This window comes from Pseudomonas oryzihabitans (genome assembly GCF_006384975.1).
In the GTDB taxonomy this organism is placed as follows: Bacteria; Pseudomonadota; Gammaproteobacteria; order Pseudomonadales; family Pseudomonadaceae; genus Chryseomonas; species Chryseomonas psychrotolerans_B.
This window is the reverse complement of record NZ_CP021645.1, coordinates 650,256-662,858: the sequence shown is the minus strand read 5'-3', so window position 1 is coordinate 662,858 and position 12,603 is coordinate 650,256. Positions and strand designations below refer to the sequence as shown.

10 protein-coding genes are annotated in these 12,603 nt (G+C 63.4%); 4 read left to right on the top strand and 6 right to left on the bottom strand.

Features of this window, described 5'->3' with window-relative positions; genetic code table 11:
* The first annotated feature begins 54 nt into the window (after nt 1–54).
* Complete coding sequence (locus CCZ28_RS02965; RefSeq protein ID WP_140215768.1) at nt 55–1,056, top strand: glutathione S-transferase family protein; 1,002 nt, start codon at nt 55–57, stop codon at nt 1,054–1,056.
* 3 nt (nt 1,057–1,059) lie between these two features.
* Here the strand turns inward: CCZ28_RS02965 and cysG are convergent, their stop codons facing one another.
* Genes cysG through CCZ28_RS02940 form a run of 5 tightly spaced genes read right to left on the bottom strand, consistent with a single transcriptional unit; the run spans nt 1,060 to nt 8,223 of the window.
* Entirely contained in the window at nt 1,060–2,451 is a 1,392-nt protein-coding gene (gene cysG / locus CCZ28_RS02960) for a siroheme synthase CysG (RefSeq protein ID WP_140215766.1), read from the bottom strand.
* Nucleotides 2,451–3,728 carry a serine--tRNA ligase gene (gene serS / locus CCZ28_RS02955; RefSeq protein WP_140215764.1) on the bottom strand — a complete coding sequence of 426 codons (1,278 nt, stop codon included), beginning with the start codon at nt 3,726–3,728 and terminating at the stop codon, nt 2,451–2,453. Before serS ends, cysG begins: the two co-directional genes overlap by 1 nt.
* Nucleotides 3,729–3,775: 47 nt before the next feature.
* Complete coding sequence (locus tag CCZ28_RS02950) at nt 3,776–5,104, bottom strand: replication-associated recombination protein A (RefSeq protein WP_140215762.1); 1,329 nt, start codon at nt 5,102–5,104, stop codon at nt 3,776–3,778.
* A gap of 9 nt (nt 5,105–5,113) precedes the next feature.
* Nucleotides 5,114–5,737 (bottom strand): outer membrane lipoprotein chaperone LolA, encoded by a 624-nt coding sequence (lolA, locus tag CCZ28_RS02945; protein WP_058773143.1) that lies wholly within the window; start codon nt 5,735–5,737, stop codon nt 5,114–5,116.
* A 17-nt stretch (nt 5,738–5,754) separates the two neighbouring features.
* A complete protein-coding gene (locus tag CCZ28_RS02940) occupies nt 5,755–8,223 on the bottom strand; it encodes a DNA translocase FtsK (protein WP_140215760.1) in 2,469 nt (822 codons plus the stop codon).
* Between the two features lie 256 nt (nt 8,224–8,479).
* On the opposite strand from CCZ28_RS02940, the gene aat reads away from it, so the two are divergent.
* The 3 genes from aat (at nt 8,480) to infA (ending at nt 10,225) form a co-directional block, all read left to right on the top strand.
* Nucleotides 8,480–9,169, top strand: a complete 690-nt coding sequence (gene aat, locus CCZ28_RS02935; protein WP_140215758.1) for a leucyl/phenylalanyl-tRNA--protein transferase — start codon at nt 8,480–8,482, stop codon at nt 9,167–9,169.
* A 35-nt stretch (nt 9,170–9,204) separates the two neighbouring features.
* Complete coding sequence (locus tag CCZ28_RS02930; protein WP_140215756.1) at nt 9,205–9,912, top strand: arginyltransferase; 708 nt, start codon at nt 9,205–9,207, stop codon at nt 9,910–9,912.
* Nucleotides 9,913–10,006: 94 nt separating this feature from the next.
* Nucleotides 10,007–10,225, top strand: coding sequence for a translation initiation factor IF-1 (gene infA, locus CCZ28_RS02925; RefSeq protein ID WP_002553999.1), 219 nt, complete (start codon nt 10,007–10,009; stop codon nt 10,223–10,225).
* A gap of 81 nt (nt 10,226–10,306) precedes the next feature.
* On the opposite strand, the gene clpA is transcribed toward infA, so the two are convergent.
* Nucleotides 10,307–12,577, bottom strand: coding sequence for an ATP-dependent Clp protease ATP-binding subunit ClpA (gene clpA, locus CCZ28_RS02920; RefSeq protein WP_058767334.1), 2,271 nt, complete (start codon nt 12,575–12,577; stop codon nt 10,307–10,309).
* Between the last annotated feature and the right edge of the window lie 26 nt (nt 12,578–12,603).

Sequence of the window (12,603 nt, the reverse complement as noted above, 5' to 3'; positions counted from 1 at the left end):
GGAACCCCAGGCCAGAAACAGGGTTCCTAACCGCATTGCAACGAGGATGACGAGATGGGTTTGCTGGTCGATGGACAGTGGCAGGACCGTTGGTACGACAACGGCAAGGATGGTCATTTCAAGCGGGAAGAAGCGCAGCGCCGTGACTGGATCGCCCGGCCCGAGCAGCCAATCCCTGAAGGTGCCAAGCGCTTCGCGCCGGAAGCCGGTCGCTACCACCTCTACGTATCCCTGGCCTGCCCCTGGGCCCACCGTACGCTGATCTATCGCAAGCTCAAGGGGCTGGAGTCGCTGATCGGCGTCTCGGTGGTCGGCTGGCTGATGCGGGAACAGGGCTGGACCTTCGATCCTGCATACGGCTCCACGGGCGACGATCTCTATCACCTCGAGCGCCTCTACCAGCTCTATCAGCGCGACCAGGCCGACTACACCGGCCGCGTGACGGTGCCGGTGCTCTGGGATCGCGAGCAGGAGCGAATCGTCAGCAACGAATCCGCCGAGATCATCCGCATGTTCAATGGCGCCTTCGACGAGCTGACCGGCAATCGCCTGGATCTCTACCCGCAAGCCTTGCGCGGGCGCATCGACGCACTCAACGAGTGTATCTATCCGACGATCAACAACGGCGTCTACCGAGCCGGCTTCGCGACGACCCAGGATGCCTACGAAGAGGCTTTCGACGAGGTCTTCGCCACCCTTGATGATCTCGAACAGCTACTCCAGCAGCAGCGTTATCTCACCGGCGAATGGTTGACCGAAGCCGACTGGCGCCTGTTCACCACCCTGATCCGCTTCGACGCCGTCTATCACGGTCATTTCAAGTGCAACCTGAGGCGCGTCCGCGACTATCCGGCGCTGCAGGGTTGGCTGCGCGAGCTTTACCAATGGCCAGGCATCGCCGAGACCGTCGACTTCCAGCACATCAAGCACCATTACTACGGCAGCCACACCCAGATCAATCCGACTGGCATAGTGCCCAAGGGACCGGCCCTGGAGCTGGATCTGCCCTCTGGCCGCGAGGCCTTGAGTGGAGCCGACATCCAGGGCGCGGCCTGAGCCTCAGACCGACTGGGCGCCTTCGAACCAGGCCAATTTCTCCCGTAGTGCGACCACCTCGCCGACGATCACCAAAGTCGGCGCATGGACTTCGTGCTGCGCAACCAATTGCGGCAGATCCCGCAGGGTACCGGTGAACACCCGCTGGTTGGCGGTAGTGCCCTGCTGCACCAGGGCTGCTGGCGTCGCTGGATTCTTGCCGTAGGCGATGAGCTGCTCGCAGATGGTCGGCAACCCCACCAGCCCCATGTAGAACACCAGGGTCTGGCCCGGCCCTACCAGATCGATCCAAGGTAGATCGGCCGAGCCATCCTTGAGATGGCCGGTGACGAAGCGTACCGACTGGGCATGGTCCCTGTGGGTCAGGGGAATGCCGGCATAGGCCGCACAGCCACTGGCTGCGGTGATGCCCGGCACCACCTGGAAGGGAATGCCCTCGGCGGCCAGCTCCTCGATCTCTTCGCCGCCACGGCCGAAAATGAAGGGATCGCCGCCCTTGAGGCGCAGGACCCGCTTGCCCTCTTGGGCCAGCTTGACCAGCAGACGATTGAGGTCTTCCTGGGGTACGGCGTGCTCGGCGCGGCGCTTGCCGACGTAGATGCGATCGGCATCGCGCCGACACATGTCGAGAATGGTAGGGGCGACCAGTCGGTCGTAGAGCACCACGTCAGCCTGCTGCATCAGGCGTAGCGCGCGAAAGGTCAGCAGATCCGGATCGCCTGGGCCGGCACCGACCAAGTAGACCTCACCACGGAAGGTTTCCCCTTCATTCGCCAGCTTGGCTTCCAGCAATTGCTCGGCGACCTGGGGTTGGCCGGAGAACACCTTCTCGGCGACCTCACCCTGGAACACCTCTTCCCAAAAGATGCGCCGCGCCTGGATGTCGGCGAAGCGCGCCTTGACCCGGGCACGAAAGCGCTGCGCCAGTTGCGCCAGTTGACCATAGGTAGCCGGGATCCAACTCTCCAGCTTGGCGCGCACCAGACGCGCCAGTACCGGCGCGTCGCCGCCGCTGGAAATGGCGATCACCAGCGGCGATCGGTCGACGATGGCCGGAAAGATCACGGTACAGAGCTTGGGCGCGTCCACGGCATTGACCGGCAGACCCAGGGCCTGGGCATCGTGGGACACCGTCTCGTTGACCACGTCATCGTCGGTGGCGGCGATCACCAGGCAATGCCCGGCAAGTAGATCCGCCGCATAGCGTTGTACCAGGCACCTGCCGCCCTTCGCCTCGACGAAGGCGCGTACCTCCGGCTCGATCTCCGGGGCGACCAGGGTGATGCGGGCACCGGCCTCTGCCAAGAGCACGCTCTTGCGCAAGGCGATATCGCCCCCGCCGATCACCAGGACCGGACGGCCGTCGAGTTTGTGAAAGAGCGGCAGGTAGTCCATCAGCCGATGACCTCGATGCCACCCATATAGGGCTTGAGCACCTCAGGCACGCGGATGCTGCCGTCGGCCTGCTGGTAGTTTTCCAGCACGGCCACCAGGGTGCGGCCCACGGCCAGACCCGAGCCGTTGAGGGTGTGCACCAGCTCGGGCTTGCCCTCGGCGTTGCGGAAACGGGCCTGCATCCGGCGCGCCTGGAAGTCACCGCAGTTGGAGCAGGACGAGATCTCGCGGTACTTGCCCTGGCTCGGCACCCAGACTTCCAGGTCGTAGGTCTTGGTAGCACCGAAGCCCATGTCGCCGGTGCACAGCGACAGCACGCGATAAGGCAGCTCCAGGCGCTGCAGCACGGTCTCGGCGTGGCGGGTAAGTTCTTCCAGGGCCGCGAACGAGGTGCTCGGCTCGACGATCTGGACCATCTCCACCTTGTCGAACTGGTGCTGGCGGATCATGCCACGGGTGTCACGCCCCGAGGCACCGGCCTCGCTGCGGAAGCACGGCGTATGGGCAGTGAACTTCAGCGGCAGGCGCTTGGCATCGAGGATCTGGCCGGCGGCAAGGTTGGTCAGGGTGACCTCGGCGGTGGGGATCAGGTAGAGATCGCTCTCGCCGTCACGACCGATCTTGAACAGGTCTTCCTCGAACTTGGGCAGCTGACCGGTGCCCTGCAGGGTCTCGGCCTGTACCAGATAGGGGGTATAGGCCTCTTCGTAACCATGCTCGCCGGTGTGCAGGTTCAGCATGAATTGCGCCAGGGCGCGGTGCAGGCGAGCGATGGGACCGCGCATCACGGCGAAGCGCGCGCCGGAGAAACGTGCGGCGGTCTCGAAATCCAACCAGCCGTGGGTCTCGCCCAGGGCGACGTGATCCTTGATCTCGAAGTCGAAGTCGCGCGGCGTACCCCAGCGACGTACCTCGACGTTGTCGTCTTCGTCCTTGCCGACCGGTACCGAGGCATCGGGCAGGTTGGGCAGGCCCAGCAACAGGGCGTCCAGTTCGCCCTGGACACTGTCCAGCTCGCGCTTGGCTTCTTCCAGCTCGCTGCCCATGCGATCGACCTCGGCCAGCAGCGGTGCGATGTCCTCACCGCGCGCCTTGGCCTGGCCGATCCCCTTGGAGCGGGCATTGCGCTCGGCCTGCAGGGTCTCGGTGCGGGTCTGCACCTCCTTGCGACGAGCTTCCAGCGACTCCACCAAGCTGACGTCCAGGACGTAGCCACGGGTCGCCAGGCGTGCGGCCACCTCCTGGGTTTGGGTGCGAACCAGTTTCGAATCAAGCATGTCCGTGTCTCTTGCTTAGGAATGGGGGCAGCAGCGTGGGCGGAACGTCAGGAACGCCGCCGGCGCTGGCGCGGGCTGGACCGGTCGAGGTCCGCCAGGTGCTGCAGTTTATCGCGGATCTTCAGCTCCAGCCCACGGGGAACCGGCTCATAGTAACGCCGCGGCTCGAGTTCTTCGGGAAAGTAGTCTTCCCCTGCGGCATAGGCTTCCGGCTCGTCGTGGGCGTAGCGGTATTCGTCGCCGTAGCCAAGGTTCTTCATCAACTTGGTGGGCGCGTTGCGCAGATGCAGCGGCACCTCGCGCGAGCCGTTCTGGCGCACGTCGGCCAGCGCTGCCTTGTAGCCCGTGTATACCGCGTTGCTCTTGGGCGCGCAGGCCAGGTAGACCAGCGCCTGGGCGATGGCCAGCTCGCCTTCGGGGCTGCCCAGGCGCTCTTGGACGTCCCAGGCATCCAGGCACAGGCTCAGGGCGCGGGGGTCGGCGTTGCCGATGTCTTCACTGGCCATGCGCACCACGCGCCGGGCGATGTACAGCGGATCGCAGCCACCATCGATCATCCGCGCGAACCAATAGAGCGCGCCATCTGGACTGGAACCCCGTACCGACTTGTGCAAGGCGGAAATCTGGTCGTAGAAGGCCTCGCCCCCCTTGTCGAAACGTCGGCGCTGATCGCCCAGCAGACTCTGGAACAGCTCGGCATCCAGCACTCCGCCGTCCTCGGCCAGGTCCGCGGCATTCTCCAGCAGGTTGAGCAGGCGACGGCCATCGCCGTCGGCAGCCGCCAGCAACAGGGTCAGGGCATCGTCGGGCAGGCTCAGGTGGCGTTCGCCCAAGCCCTTGGCACTGGTCAGCGCGCGCCGCGCCAAACCGCCCAGGGCCTCGTCGTCCAGGCTCTTGAGCACATAGACCCGCGCCCGCGACAACAAGGCGTTGTTCAGCTCGAAGGAAGGATTTTCGGTGGTCGCCCCGATGAAGATCAGGGTGCCATCCTCGACATAGGGCAGGAAGGCGTCCTGCTGAGACTTGTTGAAGCGGTGCACCTCGTCGACGAAGAGGATGGTACGCCGGCGGTACTGGGCGGCCTGCTGCTTGGCCACCTCCACCGCATGACGGATCTCCTTCACCCCGGAGAGCACCGCCGAGAGGGTCTCGAAATGAGCGTCGGACACCTGGGCCAGCAGCCGCGCCAGGGTGGTCTTGCCCACCCCCGGCGGCCCCCAGAAGATCATCGAGTGCAGTGCGCCCTGCTCCAGCGCCTCGCGCAGGGGCTTGCCACGGGCCAGCAGATGCTGTTGGCCCGCGTATTCATCGAGGGTCTCGGGACGCATGCGGGCAGCTAAGGGCTGCCCGACGGGTGCGGCGCTGAAGAGATCCATGGGGCGCGATCACTCCTGGATGACGTCGGCTCCCTTGGGCACCTGGAAGGTGAACTGGGAGGCGTCTACCGGCTCGTTGAGCTTGACGTTGAAGAAGAGGATGTTGGTTCTTTGACCGGCGCCATCGATCAATTGCATGTCGTTGATCACGCCATTGCGGAAGGACAGGCGCAGGCTGTCGAACAGGCTGTCCTTGGTCTTCGGCTTGAGTACGAAGTCGACGACGTTGCCGGCGTCCTTGCTGGTGACATCGAAGCTGCTTTCGATCTTCGAGATATCACCCGACAGCAGGAGTGCCGGGGTCTGGGTCAGGCGCATGTCCAGCTTGCGGATGGTGACCTGCTCCAGGTCCGGATCGTACAGCCAGACCTGCTTGCCATCGGATACCAGCAGTTGCTCCTGGGGCGGATCGGTATGCCAGCGGAACAGCCCCGGGCGCTTGAGGCTCATGTTGCCCGCGGTTTCCTGCAGGCGCGTCCCGGAACCGTCCAGGGTCAGCTGGGAGAAGCGTGCGGTCAGGGTCTGGGCCTTGTCCAGCAACTGCGACAGGCGAGTCACCGACGCCTGGTCGGCGTGGGCGGAAAAGCTCAGGGCAGCCAGGGCCGCCAGGGCGAAGCAACGCAACTTGTGCATCGAGGTCCTCATGGATGTCAGTCTCTCACCGGCGCGGGCGCTATGACTTCGCGCGAGCCATTGGTATTCATGGGCGATACGACACCGGCCATCTCCATGGTTTCGATCATGCGTGCCGCCCGGTTGTAACCGATCTTGAGCTTGCGTTGAACCGCGGAGATGGAGGCGCGCCGGCTCTCGGTAACGAAACGCACGGCTTCGTCGTAGAGCGGATCGTCCTCGTCGCTGTCGCCACCCTCGCCGCCGCCACCCTCGAAGCCAGCGCCACCGCCCTCGTCCGGGCCGCTGAGGATGTCTTCGATATAGTCGGGCGCGCCGCGCTCCTTCCAGGCCTCGACGACGCGGTGAACCTCGTCGTCGGAGACGAAGGCGCCATGGACCCGGATCGGCAGACCGGTGCCGGGCGGCAGGTAGAGCATGTCGCCGTGACCGAGCAACTGTTCGGCGCCGCCCTGGTCGAGAATGGTCCGGGAGTCGATCTTGCTCGACACCTGGAAGGCCATCCGGGTAGGAATGTTGGCTTTGATCAGACCGGTAATGACGTCCACCGAGGGCCGTTGGGTCGCCAGGATCAGGTGGATACCCGCCGCCCGCGCCTTCTGGGCGATCCGGGCGATCAGTTCCTCGACCTTCTTGCCGACGATCATCATCATGTCGGCGAATTCGTCTACCACCACCACGATGGTCGGCAGCGTCTTCAGCAGCGGCGCCTCGTCGTCCATGCTTTCGCGACGATAGAGCGGATCGGTCAGCGGTGTGCCCGCCTCTTCGGCGTCCTTCACCTTGCGGTTGAAGCCGGCCAGGTTCCGTACACCCATGGCCGCCATCAGCTTGTAGCGCCGCTCCATCTCCGCCACGCTCCAACGCAGGGCGTTGGCGGCTTCCTTCATGTCGGTGACCACCGGACAGAGCAGGTGCGGAATGCCTTCGTAGATCGAGAGTTCCAGCATCTTCGGGTCGATCATGATCAGCCGCGCCTCGTCCGGGCTCGACTTGAACAGGATCGACAGCAGCATGGCATTCACGCCCACCGACTTACCGGAACCTGTGGTACCGGCCACCAGCAGGTGCGGCATCTTGGCCAGGTCGGTAATGACCGGCTTGCCGCCGATGTCGTGGCCCAGGGCCAGGGTAACCGGCGACTTGGCCGCCGCGTACTCGGGGGACTCCAGCACTTCCGAGAACCGCACGATCTGGCGGTCCTCGTTGGGAATCTCGATACCCACGGTGGTCTTGCCGGGGATGACTTCCACCACCCGCACGCTGAACACGGCGAGCGAGCGCGCCAGGTCCTTGGCCAGGTTGGAGATACGGCTGACCTTCACACCCGCCGCCGGCTGGATCTCGAAGCGGGTGATGACCGGACCGGGATGCACGCTTTCCACGGTCACCTCGACGCCGAACTCCTTGAGCTTGACTTCCAGCAGCCGCGACATGTTCTCGAGGAATTCCGGCGAGTAGCTCTGTTGCTTTTTCTCGGCGCGATCCAGGATCGACAGTGGCGGTATGGTCCCTTCCAGATCGGCATCCACCCTAACCACCGCCGTGGGTGCCGCAGTGGGCATGGGTGCGCTCTTGCGTGGCGGAGGTGCCGGCATGGCCACACTGGCTGCGGCGACAGGAGCAGCGGCCACCGGCGCGGGGGCGGCCGCCTCGGCAACGACACGGCTGGGCGCCGGCATCTCGATGCGCGGCGCAGCGCGTTCCACTCGCGGCGGCGGGGCGATATCGAGCAGGTCGTCCAGTTCCTCGTCGGCGACGGGCACTTCGCGTGCCTTGGGCTTGCGCGCCACCGGCGGCGAAATCGGCTCCTGCTCCTCGTAGAAATCGAGCTCCGGCGCCTGCCGACGACCACCCGCCAGGCGACTGAAGCCGCCTTGCACCAGATCCAGTAGATCCAAAACGACCTTGCCGGTGAAATCCATCACCTTGAACCAGGACAGATCGGTGAACACCGTCAGCCCGAGCAGGAACAGGGCCAGGAACAACAGGGTGCTGCCCTGGACATTGAGCGCGGTCACCGACAGCTGCCCAAGGCTCTCACCCAGGGCGCCGCCAGCGGAAGCCGGCAGGCCGGAGGCGGCATGGAAATGGATGTAGGCCAGCACCGAACCCGAGATCACCAGGAGCACCAGGCCGATCAGCCGCCAGGAAAATAGCCAGCCACTCCATTCCCACGGCAGATGCCGCTTGCGGAAGACCTGCCAGGTCTTGACCGCCAGCAACACCGGGAACACGAAGGCGAAGTAACCGAGAGCCATGAACAGCACATCGGCCAACCAGGCACCGGCCCGACCGGCCGTGTTGTGGACTTGATCGATACGGCTGGTATGGGTCCAGCCCGGGTCGGAAGGGTCGTAGCTCAACAGAGCCATGAGCAGATACAGGCACAAGGCGGCCAGTGCGATGAGCACCACCTCCTTGAGACGATAATGCAGATGCTCACGCCAATGATTGACGTGGCTGGCAGAACTGGATTGCTTCAAGCGCGCTTTTCCCGCACACGGAACGTGTGACCGTGAATCAAAAACAGTGCGCCATTCTAGATCGCCCGGGCCGAGGTTCTACAGTCCCGAGACGAAACATGGCACGATAGCGGACGGCAGTACCGGAACCGCCTTCAGGCACAACATTGGAGCATTCTTTCGTTGTCCTGACAAAGAGTTATGACGAATTCTTGAGCTGGTTACGCACACCTGGCATCCCTTGAGCTCCACCCATCAGAAGGCGCCCTCCCCTACCATGGTGAAATGGCTGACCCGCGAAAGCCCTGACTTTCCGCCCTTGCGGCAAGCGCTACGCGAGCCAAACGGTTTACTGGCCATCGGCGGCGACCTCAGCGCCGCACGCCTGATCAAGGCCTATCGTCATGGCTGTTTTCCCTGGTACCAGGCCGGCCAACCCATCCTCTGGTGGTCACCGGACCCGCGCACCGTCATCTTCCCACCCGACCTGCACGTTTCACGCAGCCTGGCGAAGACCCTGCGCAAGACGCCCCTGCGGGTCACCTACGACCAGGCCTTCGACCAGGTCATCCAGGCCTGCGCCGGACCTCGTCGCGATGCCGACGGCACCTGGATCACCCGGGAGATGCGCCTGGCCTACCAAGAACTGCATGCCCAGGGCTGGGCGCACTCCGTGGAAGTCTGGGACGGCGAGCAACTGGTCGGCGGCCTCTACGGCATCGCCATGGGCAAGCTGTTCTTCGGCGAATCCATGTTCAGCCAGGTGGACAATGCCTCCAAGATCGGCTTCGTGACCCTGATGCGGGATCTGGCGGCCTGGGGCTTCGTCATGGTCGACTGCCAGATGCCGACCGCACACCTGGCCAGCCTGGGCGCCAGCAGCCTGTCGCGGGAACGCTTTGCCGAATACCTGGCCAAATACCTGGATCAGGCCAGTACGGCCACCTGGCCTACCTACCGCGGGTGACTTACACTCAGGCCAGGCTTATGTAGAGATTCGACATGACCGAGCTGGCGAGACTCAAGTTTTACGCAACCCAGCCTCACGCATGCAGTTACCTGCCCAACGAGCAGGCGACTACGCTGTTTCTCGACCCCTCGCAGCCCATGAACGGCCAGATCTATGCTGAGCTGTCCGAACTCGGCTTTCGGCGCAGTGGTGATCACCTCTACCGCCCGCATTGTCAGCTCTGCAAGGCCTGTGTTCCCGCGCGCATCCCCGCCAACCGCTTCCGCCCCAGTCGCAAGCAGAGTCGCGTACTCAAGCGCAATGCCGACATCAAGGTCACGCGCTGCGATCCAGGCTTCACCGAAGAACGCTATCAGCTGTACGCCCGCTACATCAGCGAACGCCACGCCGACGGCGACATGTTTCCGCCGAGCCGCGGCCAGTTTTCCACCTTCCTCGTCAGCAACCTGCCCTACGCCTTCTTCTACGAGATGCGGGTCAATGAACGCCTGATCGGTATCGCCGTCACCGACGTGCTGCCCAATGGCATGTCCGCGGTCTATACCTTCTACGACCCCAGCGAGGAGAAGCGCAGTCTCGGCGTGTTCGGCATTCTCTGGCAGATCGCCGAAAGCCGCCGCCTCGGCCTGGATGCGGTTTATCTGGGCTACTGGATCAAAGGGTGTCGCAAGATGTCCTACAAGACCGAGTATCGCCCCATCGAGCTCTTCGTCAATCAGCGCTGGGTAGCCCTGGCCTGACGAAATAGCGTTTTTTCTGAATTTCTGTCAGAATATGGGCCTTTTTCGCCCGGACTGCTCTGGGCCTATCTTGTCACCGAGGGCTTTTCTATATATGTCGAAAGAAGACAGCTTCGAAATGGAAGGTACTGTCGTCGACACCCTGCCCAACACCATGTTTCGCGTGGAGTTGGAAAATGGGCACGTCGTCACCGCGCACATCTCCGGAAAGATGCGTAAGAACTACATCCGCATCCTGACCGGCGACAAGGTTCGCGTGGAGCTGACGCCTTACGATCTCAGCAAGGGCCGGATCACCTACCGCGCTCGCTAACGTTCGCCAAGCGAATCCTTGCATGAAAAAGCCCGGCAATGCCGGGCTTTTTCATTAGCAGGTGTGAACCTCAGCCTGCCCTTAGGCAGGCTCAGCCGTGGTCTCGAACTCAAACTCCAGTTCGTCATCCACCGCATCGATATGCACGATGCCGCCATGGTCGGCCAACTCGCCGAACAGGATCTGCTCGGCCAACGGCCGCTTGATCTTGTCCTGGATGAGTCTCGCCATGGGACGGGCACCCATCTGCACGTCGTAGCCACGCTCCGCCAGCCAGCCACGAGCCGCGTCGCTGACTTCGAGCTGGACCCGCTTGTCTTCGAGTTGCGCCTGCAGTTCGGTGAGGAACTTGTCGACGATGCTCTTGATGACTTCGGTGCTCAGGCGGCCGAACTGGATGATGGTGTCCAGACGGTTGCGGAATTCCGGCGTGAAGCTCTTCTTGATGACTTCCATGGCATCGGACGTATGGTCCTGCAGGGTGAAGCCAATGGAAGCCCGCGAAGCCGTTTCGGCACCGGCGTTGGTGGTCAGGATCAGGATGACGTTACGGAAGTCGGCTTTGCGGCCGTTGTTATCCGTCAGGGTGCCATGGTCCATGACCTGCAACAGCAGGTTGAACACCTCGGGGTGCGCCTTCTCGATTTCGTCGAGCAGCAGTACGCAATGGGGCGTCTTGGTGATCGCCTCGGTCAGCAGACCGCCCTGATCGAAGCCCACATAGCCAGGAGGCGCACCGATCAGCCGGGACACGGTATGCCGCTCCATGTACTCGGACATGTCGAAGCGCACCAGCTCCACACCCATGGCCTTGGCCAACTGCCGCGCCACTTCGGTCTTGCCCACGCCGGTGGGACCGGCGAAGAGGAAGGAACCGACCGGCTTGTCCGGCGACTTCAGACCAGCACGGGAGAGCTTGATGGCGGTGGACAGGGACTCGATGGCCAGGTCCTGACCGAAGACGGTCAGCTTGAGATCCCGCTCCAGGTTACGCAGCAGTTCCTTGTCGGAACTATTGACAGTTTTCGGGGGAATCCGCGCGATCTTGGCGACGATGTCCTCGACCTGCTGCACGTCGATTCGCTCGGCACGCCGATCTTCGGGCTGCAGGCGCTGGAAGGCACCCGCTTCGTCGATGACGTCGATGGCCTTGTCGGGCATATGACGATCATTGATGTAACGAGCAGCCAGCTCCGCAGCAGCACGCAACGCCTCGTCGGTGTACTCGATGTGGTGATGCTGCTCGAAACGCCCCTTGAGGCCGCGCAGGATGCCGTAGGTATCGTCCACCGAAGGCTCGACGACATCGACCTTCTGGAAGCGCCGAGCCAGGGCCCGATCCTTCTCGAAGATGCCGCGGAATTCCTGGAAGGTGGTCGACCCTATGCAACGGATCTCACCGGAGGACAATAGTGGTTTGAGCAGGTTGGAGGCGTCCATGACACCACCCGAAGCCGCGCCGGCACCGATGATGGTGTGGATCTCGTCGATGAAGAGCACCGCATGGGGCCGCTTCTTCAGCTCGGCAAGCAGCGCCTTGAATCTCTTCTCGAAGTCACCGCGGTACTTGGTACCAGCCAGCAACGCGCCGAGGTCCAGCGAGTAGACCACACTGTCAGCCAGCAGATCGGGCACCTGGCCGTCGACGATGCGCTTGGCCAGGCCTTCGGCGATGGCCGTCTTGCCCACCCCGGCCTCGCCCACCAGCAGCGGGTTGTTCTTGCGGCGACGCGCCAGGATCTGGGCGACGCGCTCGACTTCGTTCTCACGACCGACCAGCGGGTCGATGCGCCCTTGGCGAGCCTGCTCGTTGAGGTTACTGGCGTAGGCTTCGAGCGGATTGTTGGAAGAACTGGGTTCGGCCCCCTCTTCCTCGGCAGCGTCCTGATCCTGCTCGGCCTCGGGGGCCGCGCCGGGAACCTTGGAAATGCCGTGGGCGATGAAGTTGACGACGTCGATCCGGGCTACGCTCTGCTGCTTGAGCAGGAATACCGCCTGGCTTTCCTGCTCGCTGAAGATGGCGACCAGCACGTTGGCACCGGTGACTTCGCGCTTGCCGGAGCTCTGCACATGGAACACCGCACGCTGCAGAACCCGCTGGAAGCCCAGGGTCGGCTGGGTTTCACGCTCGTCGTCCTGCTGTGGGATGAGTGGGGTGGTGGAGTCTATGAATTCCAACAGATCACGGCGCAGCCGGTCGATGTTGGCACCGCAAGCTCTCAAGACGGTGGCAGCGGCTTCGTTATCCAGCAGCGCCAGCAGGAGGTGCTCAACGGTCATGAATTCATGACGCTTCGTCCTCGCCTCCTTGAAGGCGAGATTCAGGGTGACTTCGAGCTCACGATTCAACATAGCTTCACCTCATAGCCCAAGCAGCA